This window comes from Nitrobacter vulgaris (assembly GCF_002028545.1).
Classification (GTDB): Bacteria; Pseudomonadota; Alphaproteobacteria; order Rhizobiales; family Xanthobacteraceae; genus Nitrobacter; species Nitrobacter vulgaris.
This window is the reverse complement of sequence record NZ_MWPQ01000003.1, coordinates 21,238-39,750: the sequence shown is the minus strand read 5'-3', so window position 1 is coordinate 39,750 and position 18,513 is coordinate 21,238. Positions and strand designations below refer to the sequence as shown.

The 18,513-nt window shown below is 61.0% G+C and carries 17 protein-coding genes and 1 tRNA gene; 6 read left to right on the top strand and 12 right to left on the bottom strand.

Annotated elements, in window-relative coordinates:
- The first annotated feature begins 159 nt into the window (after positions 1 to 159).
- Positions 160 to 621, top strand: coding sequence for a PTS IIA-like nitrogen regulatory protein PtsN (ptsN, locus tag B2M20_RS00895; RefSeq protein WP_079445225.1), 462 nt, complete (start codon positions 160 to 162; stop codon positions 619 to 621).
- 320 nt (positions 622 to 941) lie between these two features.
- On the opposite strand, the gene ilvD is transcribed toward ptsN, so the two are convergent.
- The 5 genes from ilvD to B2M20_RS00865 all read right to left on the bottom strand — a co-directional run bounded on the left by ilvD (position 942) and on the right by B2M20_RS00865 (position 4,823).
- Complete coding sequence (gene ilvD, locus B2M20_RS00890) at positions 942 to 2,786, bottom strand: dihydroxy-acid dehydratase (RefSeq protein ID WP_079445224.1); 1,845 nt, start codon at positions 2,784 to 2,786, stop codon at positions 942 to 944.
- 336 nt (positions 2,787 to 3,122) lie between these two features.
- Positions 3,123 to 3,389 carry a BQ00720 family protein gene (locus B2M20_RS00880; protein WP_079445222.1) on the bottom strand — a complete coding sequence of 89 codons (267 nt, stop codon included), beginning with the start codon at positions 3,387 to 3,389 and terminating at the stop codon, positions 3,123 to 3,125.
- A 99-nt stretch (positions 3,390 to 3,488) separates the two neighbouring features.
- Positions 3,489 to 3,914 (bottom strand): Hsp20 family protein, encoded by a 426-nt coding sequence (locus B2M20_RS00875; protein ID WP_009796516.1) that lies wholly within the window; start codon positions 3,912 to 3,914, stop codon positions 3,489 to 3,491.
- A gap of 348 nt (positions 3,915 to 4,262) precedes the next feature.
- Positions 4,263 to 4,338: transfer RNA gene (locus B2M20_RS00870), tRNA-Ala, on the bottom strand.
- A 68-nt stretch (positions 4,339 to 4,406) separates the two neighbouring features.
- Positions 4,407 to 4,823 (bottom strand): TIGR02300 family protein, encoded by a 417-nt coding sequence (locus B2M20_RS00865; protein WP_079445221.1) that lies wholly within the window; start codon positions 4,821 to 4,823, stop codon positions 4,407 to 4,409.
- A 145-nt stretch (positions 4,824 to 4,968) separates the two neighbouring features.
- Here B2M20_RS00865 and aroA point away from each other — a divergent pair, with 145 nt between their 5' ends.
- The 3 genes from aroA to rpsA all read left to right on the top strand — a co-directional run bounded on the left by aroA (position 4,969) and on the right by rpsA (position 9,077).
- On the top strand, positions 4,969 to 6,315 hold the full coding sequence (gene aroA, locus B2M20_RS00860; RefSeq protein ID WP_079445220.1) for a 3-phosphoshikimate 1-carboxyvinyltransferase: 1,347 nt from the start codon (positions 4,969 to 4,971) through the stop codon (positions 6,313 to 6,315).
- A complete protein-coding gene (gene cmk / locus B2M20_RS00855; RefSeq protein ID WP_079445219.1) occupies positions 6,312 to 6,950 on the top strand; it encodes a (d)CMP kinase in 639 nt (212 codons plus the stop codon). Before aroA ends, cmk begins: the two co-directional genes overlap by 4 nt.
- A gap of 423 nt (positions 6,951 to 7,373) precedes the next feature.
- Positions 7,374 to 9,077, top strand: a complete 1,704-nt coding sequence (rpsA, locus tag B2M20_RS00850; protein WP_079445218.1) for a 30S ribosomal protein S1 — start codon at positions 7,374 to 7,376, stop codon at positions 9,075 to 9,077.
- 209 nt (positions 9,078 to 9,286) lie between these two features.
- Here the strand turns inward: rpsA and nth are convergent, their stop codons facing one another.
- Positions 9,287 to 10,189 (bottom strand): endonuclease III, encoded by a 903-nt coding sequence (gene nth / locus B2M20_RS00845; RefSeq protein WP_079445293.1) that lies wholly within the window; start codon positions 10,187 to 10,189, stop codon positions 9,287 to 9,289.
- Positions 10,190 to 10,212: 23 nt separating this feature from the next.
- Between nth and B2M20_RS00840 the strand changes: the two genes are divergently transcribed.
- Together B2M20_RS00840 and B2M20_RS00835 are read left to right on the top strand one after the other, a co-directional pair.
- Positions 10,213 to 10,737, top strand: coding sequence for a DUF2244 domain-containing protein (locus B2M20_RS00840; RefSeq protein ID WP_079445217.1), 525 nt, complete (start codon positions 10,213 to 10,215; stop codon positions 10,735 to 10,737).
- 53 nt (positions 10,738 to 10,790) lie between these two features.
- Complete coding sequence (locus B2M20_RS00835; RefSeq protein ID WP_079445292.1) at positions 10,791 to 11,690, top strand: methylated-DNA--[protein]-cysteine S-methyltransferase; 900 nt, start codon at positions 10,791 to 10,793, stop codon at positions 11,688 to 11,690.
- A gap of 113 nt (positions 11,691 to 11,803) precedes the next feature.
- Here the strand turns inward: B2M20_RS00835 and B2M20_RS00830 are convergent, their stop codons facing one another.
- From B2M20_RS00830 to dnaK, 6 genes are all read right to left on the bottom strand, one after another.
- Complete coding sequence (locus B2M20_RS00830) at positions 11,804 to 12,427, bottom strand: 2,3-bisphosphoglycerate-dependent phosphoglycerate mutase (RefSeq protein ID WP_079445216.1); 624 nt, start codon at positions 12,425 to 12,427, stop codon at positions 11,804 to 11,806.
- A 24-nt stretch (positions 12,428 to 12,451) separates the two neighbouring features.
- Complete coding sequence (gene dapB, locus B2M20_RS00825; protein ID WP_079445215.1) at positions 12,452 to 13,264, bottom strand: 4-hydroxy-tetrahydrodipicolinate reductase; 813 nt, start codon at positions 13,262 to 13,264, stop codon at positions 12,452 to 12,454.
- A gap of 94 nt (positions 13,265 to 13,358) precedes the next feature.
- The gene (locus tag B2M20_RS00820) at positions 13,359 to 13,937 is read right to left on the bottom strand and encodes an NADPH-dependent FMN reductase (RefSeq protein ID WP_079445291.1); all 579 of its coding nucleotides are present in this window, start codon (positions 13,935 to 13,937) and stop codon (positions 13,359 to 13,361) included.
- Positions 13,938 to 14,239: 302 nt separating this feature from the next.
- The gene (locus B2M20_RS00815) at positions 14,240 to 14,842 is read right to left on the bottom strand and encodes a class I SAM-dependent methyltransferase (RefSeq protein ID WP_079445214.1); all 603 of its coding nucleotides are present in this window, start codon (positions 14,840 to 14,842) and stop codon (positions 14,240 to 14,242) included.
- Between the two features lie 92 nt (positions 14,843 to 14,934).
- A complete protein-coding gene (gene dnaJ / locus B2M20_RS00810) occupies positions 14,935 to 16,071 on the bottom strand; it encodes a molecular chaperone DnaJ (protein WP_079445213.1) in 1,137 nt (378 codons plus the stop codon).
- A 154-nt stretch (positions 16,072 to 16,225) separates the two neighbouring features.
- The gene (gene dnaK, locus B2M20_RS00805; protein ID WP_079445212.1) at positions 16,226 to 18,124 is read right to left on the bottom strand and encodes a molecular chaperone DnaK; all 1,899 of its coding nucleotides are present in this window, start codon (positions 18,122 to 18,124) and stop codon (positions 16,226 to 16,228) included.
- Positions 18,125 to 18,513: the final 389 nt, after the last annotated feature.

Sequence of the window (18,513 nt, the reverse complement as noted above, 5' to 3'; positions counted from 1 at the left end):
TGGCATCGGGCTCGCGTTAGACTATAAGGCCGGTCATCCTGGCCGGAGGGCCGCGAACCGCTTAGCGTGTGCGTTCGCCCGTATGTGGGCTCACGTTTGTTGCTGCTTGTCTGACGTGTCTTTCGCAACCTGACGGCAAACCTCACCTCGGAACGTCATATGATGATTACCGATCTGGTCGCACCCGAGGCGATCATTCCTGCATTGAAGGTCAACAGCAAGAAGCAGGCGCTGCAGGAACTGGCCGCGCGTGCCGCTGAATTGACGGGACAGAACGACCGCGCGATTTTCGAGGTGCTGTTGCGGCGCGAGAAGCTCGGAACCACGGCTGTCGGCTACGGTGTCGCGATCCCGCACGGCAAGCTGCAAAAACTCGACAAGATATTCGGTCTTTTCGCGCGACTCGACCGTCCGATCGATTTTGAAGCAATGGATGGGCAGCCGGTCGATCTCGTCTTCCTGCTGCTCGCTCCCGAGGGCGCCGGCGCGGATCATCTGAAGGCGCTGGCGCGGATCGCACGGCTGCTGCGCGATCAGGACATCGCCAACAAGCTGCGGGCCTCCCGCGATGCGCAAGCGATCTATTCCGTGCTGGCGCTGCCGCCGGCGACAGTCCCCTGATCGCTGCGAATCCAGCAAACCCTGGAGCGATTCTTATTTTGACGGAACGGACCACTCCGACATTGCGAACGCGCGTGAAGAAAACGCGTCAAATCAAAAAGCTGGAGTCTTTCATCGTTTCCGTGAAAAGAAGGCTCTAACGCTTGGGGCAAACATTCACGACAGGAACTGGATCTGTCATGCCCGATCTTGGGCCAGACGCACACGTCGTTCTGTCTCGGGCGTTCGAAGACATGGAGGCTCAGCCCATAGGCGGACAACGTTCGCCGTTCGGTGAACGGCAATGCCCAACCATGACGAAAAGCTTCAACCCGAGCACGCTATTCCTTCACCACACGCACGGCGCCGAGCGCGGCGCTGGTGGCATGCGCAGCGTAGGCCTTCAGCGCCATCGTCACGCGGCGCTTGCGCGGAGCGGCCGGCTTCCACGCCTTGTCGCCCCTCGACTCCATCGCCGTGCGGCGGCGCTCCAGCTCAGCGTCGCTGACGTCGAGATGAACCTTCCGGTTCGGAATGTCGAACGCGATGGCGTCACCTTCCTCGACGAGACCGATCGCACCACCCTCCGCTGCTTCCGGCGAGACATGGCCGATCGACAGGCCCGACGAGCCGCCGGAGAAGCGGCCGTCCGTGATCAGCGCGCACTGCTTGCCTAGCCCCTTCGATTTCAGATAGCTGGTCGGATACAGCATCTCCTGCATTCCGGGGCCGCCGCGCGGCCCCTCGTAGCGAATCAACACCACGTCTCCTGGCTTGATTCTGTTGCCAAGGATGGCGTCCACCGCTGCATCTTGGCTTTCGAAAACGCGCGCGGGACCTGAGAAGGTCAGGATGCTGTCGTCCACGCCCGCGGTTTTCACGATGCAGCCGTCGCGCGCGATGTTGCCGTAAAGCACGGCGAGACCGCCGTCTTTTGAAAAGGCGTGTTCAGCATCGCGGATGCAACCTCTGGCGCGGTCGGCGTCGAGCTCCTCGAAGCGCTTGTCCTGACTGAACGCGACTTCGGTGCGGACACCCCCCGGCGCGGCCATGTAGAAGGTGCGCACGCTCTCGCTTTTCGTCCGCTTGATGTCCCAGCGCTCCAGCGCATCCTTCAGCGAGGTGCTGTGAACCGTGGGCAGACCGGCGTCGATCAGACCGGCGCGATCGAGTTCGCCGAGAATGCCCATGATGCCGCCGGCGCGATGCACGTCTTCCAGATGCACGTCCGGCACGGAGGGTGCGACCTTGCACAAGACCGGCACGCGGCGCGACAGCCGGTCGATGTCTTTCATGGTGAAGGGCACGTCGCCTTCGTAGGCCGCGGCGAGCAGATGCAGCACGGTATTGGTGGAGCCGCCCATCGAAATATCGAGCGTCATCGCGTTTTCAAACGCCTTGAAGCTCGCGACCGAACGCGGCAGCACCCGTTCGTCGTCCTGTTCGTAATAACGACGCGCAAGATCGACGATGAGATGTCCGGCCTCGACGAACAAACCCTTGCGGTCAGCATGAGTGGCGAGCACAGAGCCATTGCCGGGCAATGCGAGGCCGAGCGCTTCGGTCAGGCAGTTCATCGAGTTGGCGGTAAACATGCCCGAGCACGAGCCGCAGGTCGGACATGCCGAGCGTTCGAGCGCCTCGACATCGGCGTCGCTCACATTCTCGTCGGCGGCGGCGACCATGGCGTCGATCAGGTCGACGGACTTGACCTTGCCGTTGAGTGTGACCTTGCCCGATTCCATCGGGCCTCCGGAGACAAACACCGATGGAATGTTGAGGCGCAGCGACGCCATCAGCATGCCGGGCGTGATCTTGTCGCAATTGGAGATACAGACCATGGCGTCAGCGCAATGCGCGTTGACCATGTATTCGACGCTGTCGGCGATGACCTCGCGCGAGGGCAGGCTGTAGAGCATGCCGTCGTGGCCCATCGCAATGCCGTCATCCACCGCGATGGTGTTGAATTCCTTGGCGACGCCGCCGGCCTTCTCGATCTCGCGCGCCACCAGCTGGCCGAGATCCTTGAGGTGAACGTGCCCGGGCACGAATTGGGTGAAGGAGTTGACCACCGCAATGATCGGCTTGCCGAAGTCCTCGTTCTTCATACCGGTGGCGCGCCACAAGCCGCGAGCGCCGGCCATGTTGCGACCGTGTGTGGAAGTGCGGGAGCGATAGGCAGGCATAAGGTTTTTCCCGAAGGTTCAATAGCTTGGCGTGACCATACAGGCCGGCCGCTCAAGGTCAAATGCAACCGTCGAATGCTGTCATCCGCGAAGGCCTCGCGCGGCCGGATGCGGGGCCTCGATCAAGATGATTTGGGGATCGGATCGATCATGATCAATCGATTGCAATATTTTGGGGTCGATGCCGGCCTCTGTTCATCCCTGCTCCAGAAAGCGACAGCGCTCAACGCGCCGCCGCTTCCCGTCAACTCCGCCGCGCAATCGACGCGGCTCATTCAACGGATACTTGCTCGTATTCTGATCGCAGGCCGGTACCCGTTTTTTGCGGCATGACCGCTAGTGAACGCTGACGGCCTGCAATTCATTGCTCCAGGCGCTCGCGACCGCGGCCTCGCGCGAATCGGTGAGCATGATCGGCGTGCCGTCAGCAGCATGCAGTGCGAACAGCATGAGACCGGGCGCGATTTTCGGCGCCTGCGGAAACAGATCCGGAACGTCCTCGGAACGAACCTGCTTCACATAGGCAATGTGGCCCTCGCCAAGCTGCGCCAGCGCTTCGGTCGAAACGTTTTCGGGTCGGAACGTAGAAATCACTTCACTCATGGTCTCGACTCCTTTTGCTAGACTAAGCGGTCGAGTCCGCTACTCGTTGCACCCGAAAGCTTTTTTTGCCGGATAACCGGTCTTTTTTCGGGTCATGCATCATTCGTGTTCATTGATCGCGATTGTCTTAACGACCCTTTCAGGTTCCGGCCTGGCCAGATCGATGGACAATAGCCCGTTTTTGAGGTCCGCGCCCAGCACCAACATTCCCTCCGCCAGCACAAAGGTACGCTGGAAGTGGCGCGCGGCAATGCCGCGATGGATATATTGCCGGGCTTTATCCTCCTGTTGCCGGCCTCGGATCACAAGCTGATTTTCCTCAATGGTTACATCAAGCTGGTCGCGGGTAAATCCCGCCACCGCCAGCGTGATCCGCAGGCGTTCGGGCTCTCCGCTGTCACGGTCGCACCGCTCGATGTTGTAGGGAGGATAACCGTCGGCGCCTTTGACGACGCGGTCGAGCGCCCGCTCGATCTCGTCGAATCCCAAAAGGAACGGACTGGACAACGAAGGAACACGAGACATTACAAAGTCCTCTCGAAGCGACTTTGACGCGCGCGACCAGCAAAGTGAAACCGGTTTTGCGTCCGGTCGCGCGCCAACTTTATTGGCGTATGATCCGGATCGCCGAACCGCCTACACTTCGGCGGGTCAACGCGCAGGGCCCTTGCGGCACCCCGCTTGGCCGTCTGGTGCTCCCAGCCGGTCAACTCAAAATATGGCATGATTTGCACGCCATTCAAGATGTGCGACCTACCCTTTAAGGCTTTGGAATTAGGTCAGGATCGCGCCATTTGTCCTCACAGGCGCTAGAAGGGATGTCGCTTGTCCGGCGCCGGCATACATCGCCACGCCTTGGAAGATGACGGCATATGGTGGAGCCAGGCGGGATCGAACCGCCGACCTCTTGCATGCCATGCAAGCGCTCTCCCAGCTGAGCTATGGCCCCTCGACCGACCCCACCCAATGGGAGCGGCGCGATCTGCAAAGACCCTGAACCACAGTTCAGGGCCGATCTCAAGTCTCCTCGTCATCTCCTACGTCACCGATGATATCGGTCACATCCTCGTCGCCCTCTTCCTCGTCGGCGATGAAGGTGGAGTCATCGTCCTCGTCGTCGTCGAGGCTGTCGTCGATCTCGATATCATCCTCAGACTCTGGGACGACGGCCTTCTTGACCTTTCCGCTGTTCTCCTCGGCATCGGCCTCCTCCAGCGAAACCAGTTCTTCGGTCTCGGCCTCCGGCGTAGCGTCGGATGTGGAAGGCGCAGAAGCGGCGGCGCGGGCGGCCTCGCCTCGCCCCCGAACCGGCGCCACGACGATCGGCACGACCTCGCCGGTGTAGGGCGAGATCACCGGGGTCTTGTTCAGATCGTAGAACTTTTTGCCAGTCGTCGGGCAAATGCGCTTGGTTCCGAGCTCGGATTTGGCCACGTGTTGGAATCCCGGGAGTTCTTGAAAAACGGTGCTTCACTTGGCTAGTTGCGGCGGCCCTGTCAATAGCGCTTTGCAGACCGGCTCGCAGGCGTGACGCGCCGTCGTCCCTGTGATACCAGCCGCCACAACGGGGACGTGCAACTTGACTCTTTCCGGCCAGACCATGCCGCTTGAGGCGCGAAAATGCCAGTCATTGACCGGGCGCGTCAGGGTGCCCGGAGACAAATCGATTTCCCACCGGGCGCTGATCCTGGGCGCGCTGGCGGTTGGTGAAACCCGAATCTGGGGCCTTCTCGAGGGTGAGGACGTGCTTAACACGGCCCGGGCGATGCAGGCGCTGGGAGCGAAGGTCGAACGGACCGACGACAAAGGCGGGATCGCCTGGTCGGTGCGCGGCGTCGGCACCAGTGGATTCGCGACACCCCAGGCGCCGCTTGATTTCGGCAATTCAGGCACTGGATGCCGCCTGGTGATGGGCGCGGTGGCCGGCTGCCCTATCAGAGCAGCCTTTGATGGCGATGGCTCGTTGCGCTCGCGGCCGATGCGGCGCATTCTCGATCCTCTGGAATTGATGGGCGCGCGGGTGATCTCACAAAGCGAAGGCGGCCGCCTACCGCTGACGCTTGAGGGCGCGCACGATCCGCTGCCGATCGTTTATCGCACGCCGGTGGCCTCGGCGCAGATCAAATCGGCGGTGCTCCTGGCGGGACTGTCCGCTCCTGGGGTCACGACGGTCATCGAGCGCGAAGCCAGCCGCGACCACACAGAGCTGATGCTGAAGCATTTTGGCGCCGACATCGTTTCCGTGGCCGACGAGGCGCACGGCCGCCGGATATCGCTGACCGGACAGCCCGAACTGCACGGAGCCGGAGTCACCGTGCCAGCCGATCCGTCATCGGCAGCGTTTCCGATTGTTGCCGCGCTGATCACCGCAGGCTCCGACATCGTGCTAGACGACGTGATGACAAACCCGTTGCGAACTGGCCTGTTCGTCACGCTGCGCGAGATGGGCGCGTCGATCGAGGAGAGCGAAACACGCCTTGATGCCGGCGAACCGATGGCGCAGCTGCGCGTGCGCGCATCGAAGCTGCGCGGGGTCGAGGTGCCGGCGGAACGCGCGCCGTCGATGATCGACGAGTATCTCGTGCTTTCGGTCGCCGCAGCTTTTGCCGAAGGCACCACCGTCATGCGCGGCCTGCACGAATTGCGCGTCAAGGAATCCGATCGCCTCGAAGCCGCCGCAGCGATGCTGCGCGTCAACGGCGTCGCAGTCGAGATCGCCGGCGACGACCTTATCGTCGAAGGCCGCGGCCGTGTGCCCGGCGGCGGTCTCGTCACCACCCACATGGATCATCGCATCGCGATGTCGGCGCTGGTGATGGGCTGCGCCTCGGACGCGCCGGTCAAGGTCGACGACATCGCCTTCATCGCCACGAGCTTCCCCGATTTTGTTCCGATGATGCAGCGGTTGGGAGCGGATTTCGCATGATCATCGCCATCGACGGACCTGCCGCTTCGGGAAAAGGCACGCTCGGCAAGCGGCTGGCGCATCACTATCACTTCCGCCATCTCGATACCGGGGTGATCTATCGTGCGGTCGCGAAGGCCCTGCTCGACATCGGCGCGGACCTGGCCAACGAGGCACACGCGGTCGCGGCCGCGCATGAGCTCGACCCGGAAAAATTCGGCCATCCGGCCCTGAAAACCCGGGCGATCGGTGAGGCCGCCTCGGTGGTCTCGGCGTTTCCCGGAGTGCGCGAGGCGCTTCTGACCTTCCAGCGCCAATTCGCGGCCGAGCCGCCCGGCGCGGTGCTTGACGGCCGTGACATCGGAACCGTGATCTGCCCGGACGCCGACGTGAAGATTTTCGTGGTGGCCGATCCTGTCGTGCGGGCCCGGCGGCGCACGCTGGAAGCGCGGGCGCGTGGCGAGGAGGCCGATGAGGCGGTGGTTCTAGCTGATATCCTCAAGCGCGACGAACGGGACCGCAACCGGCCCGTCGCACCGCTGAAAGCGGCCGCGGACGCCCATGTGCTGGACAACTCCCATCTTGACATCGAGGCCGGCCTGAAAGCGGCGATTGCGATCGTCGAGGCGGTGAGGATCGGTTCCGGCCGCGGGTGATTCATCAGAAGCGGAACTCTATGATTTTGATTTGACGCATTTTGTTCACGCGAACCGGTATCCACTTCCCTCGAAACCACTGTAGGACGTTTTACAAAAGCCTTGTTCGCTTGCGGCTTTGACGGTATATCCACGGCATCCGGACCATCGTCGAAGTGTCGAGGCTGTCCGAGCGGACCGGCCGGAATCTCAAATTCCCGCCGCCATTGGAGGAATGTCCCGCTCAGTCTCCATATCGATCGTCCTTACGATCGATCGCTCTTAATCAGGCTCCGGACCAAATCATCGTCTCGAACGTGAAGGCTTCTGCCGGCCCGTTGTTGCTCTCTGCACGACGGTCGTCAGGACTGCGGACCCTGACCCTTCCCGCGCGAAACGCACATCAACCCGAACGGCCGGCAAGTACCCCGCATTGGAGAACACATGGCTTCGACTGATACCCTCAATCCGTCCCGTGACGATTTCGCCGCGATGCTCGATGAGTCTTTCGCTGGCGGCAGCCTGCAGGAAAGCTCCGTCATCAAGGGAAAGGTGGTCGCGATCGAGAAGGACATGGCCGTCATCGATGTCGGCCTCAAGACTGAAGGCCGCGTGGCGCTGCGCGAATTCTCCGGACCCGGTCGCGAGAGCGCCCTGAAGGTCGGCGACGAGGTCGAGGTGTTCCTTGATCGCATCGAGAACGCGCTCGGCGAAGCCGTGCTGTCGCGCGACAAAGCGCGCCGCGAGGAAAGTTGGGGCAAGCTCGAAAAAGCATTCCAGAATAACGAGAAGGTGCACGGCGTCATCTTCAATCAGGTCAAGGGCGGCTTCACCGTCGATCTGGACGGCGCCGTCGCCTTCCTGCCGCGCTCGCAAGTGGACATCCGCCCCATTCGCGACGTCGGTCCGCTGATGAACAACACGCAGCCGTTCCAGATCCTCAAGATGGATCGCCGGCGCGGCAATATCGTGGTTTCCCGCCGCACGGTGCTGGAAGAGACCCGCGCCGAACAGCGACAAGAGTTGGTGCAGAACCTCGAAGAGGGTCAGGTGATCGACGGCGTGGTGAAAAACATCACCGACTACGGCGCCTTCGTCGATCTTGGAGGCATCGACGGCCTCCTCCATGTCACGGACATCGCCTGGCGCCGCGTCAACCATCCGACCGAAGTGCTGGCGATCGGCCAGACGGTGAAGGTCAAGATCATCAAGATCAACCACGAGACCCACCGCATCTCGCTCGGCATGAAGCAGCTGCTCGACGATCCCTGGCAGGGCATCGAAGCGAAGTATCCCCTGAACTCCCGCTTCACCGGCCGCGTCACCAACATCACCGATTACGGCGCCTTCGTGGAGCTGGAGCCGGGCATTGAGGGTCTGATCCACGTCTCGGAAATGTCCTGGACCAAGAAGAACATGCATCCGGGCAAGATTGTCTCGACCTCACAGGAAGTCGAGGTGCAGGTGCTCGAGGTCGACAGCGTCAAGCGCCGCATCTCGCTCGGCCTCAAGCAGACCATGCGCAATCCCTGGGAGGCATTCGTCGAGAAGCACCCGGTCGGATCGACCGTGGAGGGCGAGGTCAAGAACAAGACCGAGTTCGGCCTGTTCCTGGGCCTGGAGGGCGATGTCGACGGCATGGTCCACCTCTCCGACCTCGACTGGAAGCAGCCGGGCGAGCAGGTCATCGACAATTTCAAGCGCGGCGACATGGTCAAGGCCGTCGTGCTCGACGTCGATGTCGAGAAGGAGCGCATCTCGCTTGGCGTCAAGCAGCTTGAGGGCGACCCGTTTGCCGAACCGGGCGACGTCAAGAAGGGCGCGGTCGTCACCTGCGAGGTGCTTGAGGTCAAGGACGGCGGCATCGAGGTGCAGATTTCCGGCACCGAGTTCCAGACCTTCATCAAGCGCTCGGAACTGGCGCGGGACCGCAACGACCAGCGCAGCGAGCGTTTCGCCGTCGGCGAAAAGGTCGATGCCCGTGTCATCCAGTTCGACAAGAAGGCCCGCAAGGTGCAGGTCTCGATCAAGGCGCTCGAAGTGGCCGAAGAGAAGGAAGCCATCGCGCAGTATGGCTCTTCCGACTCTGGCGCGACGCTGGGTGACATTCTCGGCACCGCTCTGAAACAGCGCACCGACACCAAATAAGCGCAGCTTCCTTGTGACGGATCTGGATCGCTCCTGATCCGTCATCGTTTGCTCCCAATGAGGCGCATTGTATCAAGGCCCCGGTCTCGCCGGGGCCTTTTCGTTGTTCGCAAACGCACGCGACATCAGACTCCGACTCACGGGAACCTAACGCTGCGTACCCGGTTACTGTTAAAGATGGAGGTATCCGCGCCATCCGGACCAGACGATTATGACCGGGAGCCCTCTAGCGTCTTTTCGGGCCAACGGCATAGGTCATTGATTAGGCACACTGCGCAGCGCGGTGATCGCGCTAGGCAAGTGTAGCGTCCATGCAGGATCAGCCAGTGATGCGCATGCAGCATAAATTGGTCGGGGATGACGCGTTCGAGCCCGAGCTCGACGTCAAGAGGCGTTTTGCCTGGTGCCATACCGGTGCGATTGGCGACGCGGAAAACATGAGTGTCAACCGCCATGGTGTGCTCCCCGAAGGCCATATTGAGCACGACATTGGCGGTCTTGCGTCCCGCGCCGGGCAACGATTCGATCCCTGCCCGGCTGTGCGGGACCTCGCCATCAAACTCCGCAAGCAGTTTTTCGGAGAGCGCTATGATATTTCTCGCCTTGGTGCGATAGAGCCCGATGGTCTTGATATAGTCGCGGACCTTCTCCTCCCCGAGCGCCAGCATCCTGGCAGGCGTGTCGGCGATAGCGAACAACGCCCGAGTGGCCTTGTTGACGCCGGAGTCGGTCGCCTGAGCCGACAGCACCACGGCGACGAGCAGCGTGTAGGGGTTGAGGTGCTCGAGTTCGCCCTTGGGCTCGGGATTGGCTTTGCGGAAGCGCACAAAGGCTTCACGGACTTCGGCTGGCGTCCAGGGCTTAAGGGGTGGCGGGAGCACTGCGGATCCCTGCGTCGCGCTGGAAGGCTGCTTGGCCTTGGAGGTCGGCCCCGTCTGGCGTGCCGCCGGCTTTCCGGTTTTCCTTTTTTTTGCCGTCGCGGGCTGCTCCGATTTCGCCGCGGAGGTTTTTTGCTGCCGAGAATTCGCCGCAGGGCTGTTCGAGGGTGGTTTGTCGGTCCCGGCGCCAGCGGGCTTCAGCCTTGAAAATGTGCGGCGGGTGTTTTTAGACATGATCGTGGTATAGTGGATTTCCAATGACATTAGACCATACACAGGCTGGTCCGAAGTTACCTGAACAGACGCTGTTTTCAGCGCTGCTAACGCCCCATCGCTCGTTGTCTCAAACTGGATTTGTTGTGATGATGACGATTGTAGCCATGGGAAGCTTTGTCGCGGGAATGATATTCCTGATGATGGGCGCCTGGCCGGTGTTCGGCTTTTTAGGTCTCGACGTCCTCGCCATCTACTGGGCTTTCCGCATCAACTTCCGGCGCGCCCAAGCGACCGAGGAAATCTCCATCACCCATTATGAGTTGCGGGTGCGCCGCACCAGTCACCGCGGTCACATCGTCGAGTGGGTTTCCAATCCGCTGTGGGTGCATCTCGACCAGAAAATCCACGAGGAATATGGCATTGAGCGGCTTTATCTGGTTTCGCGCGGCCGCCGGATCTCGATCGCAAGTTTTCTTGGTCCGGACGAGAAGTTGAGTTTCGTTAAAGCCTTATCAGCAGCGCTCCAACTCGCAAAACGCGGACCGACCTACAATCTGGCGACTTGAGGGCCGCGGTAAATCGGGTGGCCGCGAGGCGGCAGCCGTTCTACATCTTGGCCATGATGACGCTTACAAAAAATCTCGCTCCGAGTGATTCTTGCATCACGGACGCGCCGGGTGCCGCATTGCGCGACTACGACGCCGTACGGCGAGCTATCGCCTTCATCTCGGAAAACTGGCGCTCGCAGCCTCCCATCGCAGCGATGGCTGACTCCGCTGGAGTGACGTCCGACGAACTGCATCATCTGTTCCGGCGCTGGGCAGGCCTGACTCCGAAGTTGTTCATGCAGGCGCTGACGCTCGACCACGCCAAGGGGCTGTTGCGCAATTCCGCCAGCGTGCTGGACGCAGCCCTCGATTCCGGACTCTCCGGTCCGGGGCGCCTGCACGACCTGTTCGTCACGCATGAAGCGATGTCACCCGGCGAATGGAAGAATGGCGGCTCCGGTATGAAGCTCGCTTTCGGCTTTCATCCCTCGCCCTTCGGCATCGCGATCGTGATTGCCAGCGACCGTGGACTCGCCGGACTCGCTTTCGCCGACCCAGGCGAGGAGCAGACCGCGCTTGCCGACATGAAGCGGCGGTGGCCCAATGCAACCTATGTTGAGGATGCCGGTCGCACCGGTGCGCTGGCGCAGCGCGTGTTCGATACGAGGCTCTGGCGAGCAGATCAGCCGCTGCGTGTGGTTCTGATCGGGACGGATTTCGAGGTTCGGGTCTGGCAGACCCTGCTCAGGATTCCCATGGGAAAGGCCACGACCTATTCGAGCATTGCTACCAATGTCGATCGCCCGAACGCCTCGCGCGCTGTGGGCGCCGCCGTCGGCAAGAACCCCGTATCATTCGTTGTGCCCTGCCATCGCGTGCTCGGCAAAAGCGGCGCGCTGACCGGGTATCACTGGGGACTCACCCGCAAGCAAGCAATGCTGGGGTGGGAAGCCGGGCAGATCGGCCTATAGCCTTTTCGAGCGAAGGGGAGTCCCGGTTCGCGTGAAGAAAATGCGTCAAATCAAAAAGCTAGAGTCTTTCACTGGTCCCGTGAAGCGACGAAAAGACTCGAGAATGAAGTTTATCAGGCTGCGAGATCAAGTTTCGAGGCCACTGTCGCATCGGCATTGAGCCGATAGATCACCGGCGCACCGGTTGCCAGTTCGCGCGCGAGGATTTGTTCCGGCGACAATTTTTCCAGCACCATGACCAGCGCGCGCAGCGAATTGCCGTGCGCCGCGACGAGCGTGCACTCGCCACGGAGGACGCATGGCAGGATTTCCTGCACGAAGTACGGCAGCGTGCGCGCCAGCGTATCTTTCAGGCTCTCGCCGCCGGGCGGAGGCACGTCATACGAGCGGCGCCAGATCAGCACCTGTTCGTCACCCCATTTCTTACGAGCCTCGTCCTTATTGAGACCCGAAAGATCGCCGTAGTCCCGTTCATTCAGCGCCTGATCTTTCCTGATCGGAATTCCGGTCTGGCCTAATTCCTTCAGCACAAGGTCGAGCGTGTGCTCGGCGCGGATCAACGTCGAGGTAAAGGCAACGTCGAAAACAAAGCCCTGCCCCTTCAGCTTGCGCCCTGCATTCTTCGCTTCAGTCACGCCAAGATCCGTCAGATCCGGATCCTTCCAGCCAGTGAACAGATTTTTCAGATTCCATTCGCTCTGGCCGTGACGCACGAGCACCAGAAGACGTTCGCTCATTCTGTTTGCTCCGTTTCTTAAATTCTAAACGCCCAACCCAAGCACGTCGGCCATTGAATAAAGCCCGGGCGCCTTGCCGCGCGCCCACTTCGCGGCCTTCAACGCACCATGGGCAAAGATCATCCGGTCTTCGGCGTGATGCGACAACGTTATGCGCTCATACGGACCCGCGAAGATGACGCTGTGATCTCCGGACACGGAGCCGCCACGGAGCGAGGCAAAACCGATGTCGCCCGCTTTGCGGGCGCCGGTCAGGCCATCTCGCCCGCGTACCGCGCGCTCATCCAGCCCGATCTTGCGGCCGTCAGCCGCCGCCTGTCCCAACATCAACGCGGTGCCCGAAGGCGCGTCGATCTTGGCTCTGTGATGCATCTCGAGAATCTCAATATCGAAACTCTCGTCGAGTGATTGCGCCATCCGCTTCACCAGCGCGGCGAGCAGATTGACGCCCAGACTCATATTGCCCGACTGCACAACCGCCGTACGTGAGGTCACGCTTCGGATCACCGCCATATCCGACGCTGAGAGTCCGGTGGTGCCGATGACATGAACCAGACCCCGCTCGGCAGCGACGGCAACGTTCGCGATGGTCGCGGCCGGAACCGTAAAATCCAAAATACCGTCGGCATTTGCCGATAAAGACCAGAGATCTGCCGACACTTCGATTCCGCTGGCGGGAAGTCCGGCCAGGACGGCGGCGTCTTTCCCGATCAGCTCGGATCCGGGCGCCTCAAGCGCGCCGGCCAGCACTGCGTCACCGGTTTCCGCGATCGCGCGCACCAGCGCGCGGCCCATCCGGCCGCCTGCTCCTGCAACGATCAACCGCATGTCAGCCACGACTCCTCAAATGCTCTTCGGGTATAGCGGGGGCTGCGTTTCGCGGCAACCGATCAGGTCTACATCAGCGCAGTGCCTCACATCAGGCGCGGCCTCATCGCATATCCCCGGCGATGGTGATCAACTGGCGTACCATCTTTTTCAGCGCATCCGCATCCGCCGAACGCTTCAACCGTTCCATATCGTCATAGGCTTCGCCGGCGAACGACAGCGCGAGCTGATTAGGAATCACCATCGCCCCGCACGCCGTAAGTATCAGACGCAACTGAGCCAGACATCTTGCGCCGCCAAACCGGCCCGCGGAGGCCGAGGCGATCGCGAACGCGCGTTCATGGAAAACCTGACCGCGTGCTTCATGCGGACTTTGTACGCACGATATCCAGTCGATCGCATTCTTGAGCAATGGCGGCAGCGAGGCGTTGTATTCGGGCGTCACGATAAGAATCCCATGATGCGCCCCGATCATCTGCTTGAGGTTGATGGCGCTTGCGGGCACGCCGGAATTTGCCTGTAGATCGGCGTCGTAGATCGGCAGCGGGAAGTCTCCAAGCGAAATTCGGGTGACCTCGACATCGGCTCGAACAAATTCCTCGGCTACGACGGCGGCAAGCCTTGCATTCTGCGAGCCGGTGCGAAGCGAGCCGGGAATGATGAGAATTTTCGGTGCGAACAGAACTGTCGATCGCATTGCAGGGACACCAGCCGCCGCGCTCGTGCCCTGAATCTGAAGTTTGCCTCATTGTGCGGCGCCTTCCAGAGCGGACTTCAGATTCGAAAGGGCATTAGCACGTTCATAATTCTCTTTCCCCGTTTCACGGAAACGGTGAAAGACTCCGTCTATTGATTAGACGCGTTTTCTTCCCGCGAACCGGATCCCTTCGCTCGAAAACGCTATCTTGTGGTTTGGGTTCAGAAGTTCGCTCGAAGCACTCGCAGAGAAAAAATAGCGAACTTCTGAACCACCACACGAGCTCATCAGCGCTTGCGATATACCCAGACGCGTGCAGGAGGGAGGTTCATCCAAATCCGCTCGGACGCTTCGGTCGAAATACCGGGGAGAGATTTGGGAATGGGAGGGACGACCGAATAAGTAAACTGCACGAACGGAGCGCCGGGAGCGAGCGTCGCGAAAGCGTCCCGGATCAATTTGAGCCGGGTCAACATCGGCTTGGTGACAAGCGGCAGCCCGGAGACAATCGCCGAGGCGCGAGCGCTCAGCACGTTCCACAGCGAATCTCGCAACGTATAGGCATCACCCTGCACAACCGTTGCCTGCGGGTAGCGGTCGCGAAGCAGCGCACAAAAACCAGGATCGTATTCAACCAACACCAACCGCTTCTGATCGACGCCGTGCTCAATCAGCGCGTTGGTGATCGCACCGGTCCCCGGTCCCAGTTCGATGACCGGATCGGACGATCCGACATCGACATACTGCGCCATCGTGCGTGCCAGGATGCGGCCGGACGGCATGACGGCACCCATATGGAGCGGCTTTTCAATCCACGAGCGGAGAAAGCGTACCTCGTCGTCAAGACGAAGGGGTTTCTTCGACGCACGCGCGGACAATTGCAAAGGCATTTCGCACCCAGGTGGGTCACTACTGGCAGGAAGTCAGGCTTAAGTTATACACAGGTACAACCGACAATCGACACGGTCAAGCAAAACGGTCATTACGGAGTGGCGCGAGTGCCGAAGAAGTCTTTGACCTTAGTGAAGAAACCTGCCGTCTCGGGTTGAGTCTCACCCGAAGATAGCTTTTCGAACTCGGCCAAGAGATCCTGTTGCCTCTTGGTCAGATTTTGCGGCGTTTCGACCACCATCTGCACATACATGTCGCCGGTCTGACGGGAGCGCAGCACTGGCATCCCCTTTGTTGCAACGCGGAAACGTCGGCCTGACTGGGTCCCAGACGGCACCCTCACCTTGGTCTTGCTTTTGTCGATGGTCGGCACCTCAAGTTCTCCACCAAGCGCGGCAGTAACCATTGAGATCGGAACGCGACAATGCAGATCGGCACCGTCTCGCTGGAAGAACTCATGCGGAGCCAGCGAGAGGAAAATGTAGAGATCACCCGGCGGACCGCCACGAATTCCCGCCTCACCCTCGCCGGCCAGGCGAATGCGGGTGCCATCCTCGACGCCGGCGGGAATATTGACCGATAGCGAGCGTTCCCGGTTGACACGACCTGACCCACCGCAGGACGGACAGGGATCCTCAATCATCTGGCCCCGCCCCTGACAGCCAGGACAGGTGCGCTCCAGCGTGAAGAAACCCTGGGCTTGGCGGATCCGGCCAGCACCGCCGCACATCGAACAGTTCTTCGGCTTGGTCCCGGCCTTGGCGCCCGTGCCTGAGCAGGATTCGCAAGTCACCGAGACTGGGATTTCGACCTGAGCAGTCTTACCCTGAAAAGCCTCCTCCAGCGTGATCTCCATGTTGTATCGAAGATCTCCGCCTCGTTCGCGACCGCCGGTACGACCGCGCTGGCCGGCCATTCCAAACAAGTCCTCGAAGATGTCAGAGAATGATGAGGCGAAGCCGGCTCCGAACCCGGGGCCACCGCCACCCATGCCGCCCTGCTCGAACGCGGCATGACCGAAGCGGTCGTAAGCCGCCCGCTTGTTGCCGTCCTTCAGAACTTCATAGGCTTCGTTGATTTCTTTGAAACGCATCTCACTGGACGAATCGCCCGGATTCCTGTCCGGGTGCCATTTCATCGCCAGCTTGCGGAAGGCCGCCTTGAGTTTGGTGTCGTCCGCACTCCGCTCGACCTCAAGGGTTTCGTAGTAACAGCGCTTGGTCGACATCAGTCCATTCCGCCCGAACGTCGTTTTATCCCGGAAAACGCGTCAGAAATTCGCTTGTCGCTGGATGCAGCGTCCCACCTAAACAAACATGACCCCGTCCTCCGAGACGCGCTGCGCACTCCTTGGGGGCCGGGGCCATGGTCATACCTGCCGTTCAAGCAGACTTCTTGTTCTTGTCGTCGTCGACTTCGGTAAACTCCGCATCGACGACATCGTCCTTCGCGGCGTCCTTGGCCGCATCGGCCTCCGCCTGCTGTTTGTACATGGCCTCGCCGAGTTTCATAGATACCTGCGCCAACGTGTTGGTTTTGGTCTTGATCGCCTCTGCGTCGTCGCCCTTCAGCGCCTCCTTCAGATCGCTGACGGCATCCTCGATGGAGCGGCGTTCGCTTTCCTCGATCTTCGAGCCGTGCTCGGCGAGAGCCTTCTCGGTCGAGTGCACCAGACTGTCGGCGTGGTTCTTGGCGTCGACGGACTCGCGTCGCTTTTTGTCCTCGGCTGCGTTCACTTCCGCGTCCTTGACCATCTTCTCGATGTCGGCCTCCGACAAACCTCCCGATGCCTGGATGCGGATCTGCTGTTCCTTGCCGGTCGCCTTGTCCTTCGCCGAGACGTTGACGATGCCGTTGGCGTCGATGTCGAACGTCACCTCGATCTGCGGCATGCCGCGCGGAGCGGGCGGAATGCCCATCAGATCGAACTGGCCGAGAACCTTGTTGTCGGCCGCCATTTCACGCTCGCCCTGGAAAACGCGGATGGTGACGGCATTCTGGTTGTCCTCGGCTGTTGAGAACACCTGGCTCTTCTTGGTCGGGATCGTGGTGTTGCGATCGATGATGCGGGTGAACACGCCGCCCAGCGTCTCGATGCCGAGCGACAGCGGCGTGACGTCAAGCAGCAGCACGTCCTTGACGTCGCCCTGCAGCACGCCGGCCTGAATCGCCGCGCCGATCGCGACAACCTCGTCCGGGTTGACGCCCTTGTGCGGCTCCTTGCCGAACAACTGCTTGACGACTTCCTGGACCTTCGGCATGCGGGTCATGCCACCGACCAGCACCACTTCGCCGATCTCGCCCGCCGTCAGGCCGGCATCCTTCAGCGCCTTGCGGCACGGCTCGATCGTCTTCTGAACCAGATCGTCGACCAGCGCCTCGAATTTGGCGCGGGTAAGCTTCATCGTCAGATGCTTCGGACCTGACTGGTCAGCGGTGATGAATGGCAGGTTGATTTCGGTCTGCGTGGTCGACGACAGCTCGATCTTGGCCTTCTCGGCGGCTTCCTTCAGCCGCTGCAAGGCCAGCTTGTCGTTGCGCAGGTTGATGCCCTGCTCCTTCTGGAATTCGTCAGCCAGATAGTTGACCAGGCGCATGTCGAAGTCTTCGCCGCCCAGGAACGTATCGCCGTTGGTCGACTTCACCTCAAACACGCCGTCGCCGATCTCGAGGATCGACACGTCGAAGGTGCCGCCGCCCAGGTCGTACACAGCGATGGTGCCGGCCTTCGACTTGTCGAGGCCATAAGCAAGCGCGGCCGCAGTCGGCTCGTTGATGATGCGCAGCACTTCGAGGCCCGCGATCTTGCCGGCGTCCTTGGTCGCCTGGCGTTGCGCGTCGTTGAAATAGGCAGGAACTGTAATGACAGCCTGATCAACCTTCTGACCGAGATGAGCCTCGGCGGTTTCCTTCATCTTTTGAAGCGTGAAGGCTGAAATCTGCGACGGCGAATAGGTCTTGCCGTCGACCTCGACCCAGGCGTCGCCGTTGCCGGCTTTCGAGATCTTGTAAGGGACAAGCTTCTTGTCCTTTTCAACCGTGGGGTCGTCGTACCGCCGGCCGATCAGACGCTTGACGGCGAAAATGGTCCGCTCGGGATTAGTCACAGCCTGGCGCTTGGCCGGCTGCCCGACGAGACGCTCGCCATCGTCGCTAAAGGCAACGATGGACGGCGTAGTCCGCATCCCTTCCGCGTTTTCGATGACTTTCGGCGTCTTGCCGTCCATTACCGCCACGCACGAATTCGTGGTGCCGAGGTCGATCCCAATGACCTTTCCCATGGTCCTCATATCCTTCTTGTTGCGGCAGTCCGGCCAGGCCCTGACGGCACCCTCATCCAGACCCCCAGATATCAATTACTCGCGATTAGCGACGGTGAGCCTCATATAGGAGGGGGGGTGGGGGCTGCAAGGACCAGACCACTCTCCACCGGATGAAAACGCAATTCTTTTGCAATCCCGGACAGCCAGAGACGGCCCGAATAGGCAGATAATTAACCCAGCCTCACCGGACACCTTGGCCTCATAATCAAAACGGTGGTAGGCCGCCGCACAACAGCGACGAGAGGTTCGGCCGATTGCCGACGAATCATGCGCTTGAGGCGGCAGTCAAATCTCCTTCCAGCACCGCCGACCTGGCGATCATTGAACGGCCTTAATGCAAATCCAAT

What these genes read in the sequence shown, in the direction of transcription:
- ptsN (WP_079445225.1), top strand. Translation starts at nt 160, where the DNA reads ATGATGATTACCGATCTGGTCGCACCCGAGGCGATCATTCCTGCATTG.
- ilvD (WP_079445224.1), bottom strand. Translation starts at nt 2,786, where the DNA reads ATGCCTGCCTATCGCTCCCGCACTTCCACACACGGTCGCAACATGGCC.
- B2M20_RS00880 (WP_079445222.1), bottom strand. Translation starts at nt 3,389, where the DNA reads ATGAGTGAAGTGATTTCTACGTTCCGACCCGAAAACGTTTCGACCGAA.
- B2M20_RS00875 (WP_009796516.1), bottom strand. Translation starts at nt 3,914, where the DNA reads ATGTCTCGTGTTCCTTCGTTGTCCAGTCCGTTCCTTTTGGGATTCGAC.
- cmk (WP_079445219.1), top strand. Translation starts at nt 6,312, where the DNA reads ATGATCATCGCCATCGACGGACCTGCCGCTTCGGGAAAAGGCACGCTC.
- rpsA (WP_079445218.1), top strand. Translation starts at nt 7,374, where the DNA reads ATGGCTTCGACTGATACCCTCAATCCGTCCCGTGACGATTTCGCCGCG.
- nth (WP_079445293.1), bottom strand. Translation starts at nt 10,189, where the DNA reads ATGTCTAAAAACACCCGCCGCACATTTTCAAGGCTGAAGCCCGCTGGC.
- B2M20_RS00840 (WP_079445217.1), top strand. Translation starts at nt 10,213, where the DNA reads ATGACATTAGACCATACACAGGCTGGTCCGAAGTTACCTGAACAGACG.
- B2M20_RS00835 (WP_079445292.1), top strand. Translation starts at nt 10,791, where the DNA reads ATGATGACGCTTACAAAAAATCTCGCTCCGAGTGATTCTTGCATCACG.
- B2M20_RS00830 (WP_079445216.1), bottom strand. Translation starts at nt 12,427, where the DNA reads ATGAGCGAACGTCTTCTGGTGCTCGTGCGTCACGGCCAGAGCGAATGG.
- B2M20_RS00815 (WP_079445214.1), bottom strand. Translation starts at nt 14,842, where the DNA reads ATGCCTTTGCAATTGTCCGCGCGTGCGTCGAAGAAACCCCTTCGTCTT.
- dnaJ (WP_079445213.1), bottom strand. Translation starts at nt 16,071, where the DNA reads ATGTCGACCAAGCGCTGTTACTACGAAACCCTTGAGGTCGAGCGGAGT.
- dnaK (WP_079445212.1), bottom strand. Translation starts at nt 18,124, where the DNA reads ATGGGAAAGGTCATTGGGATCGACCTCGGCACCACGAATTCGTGCGTG.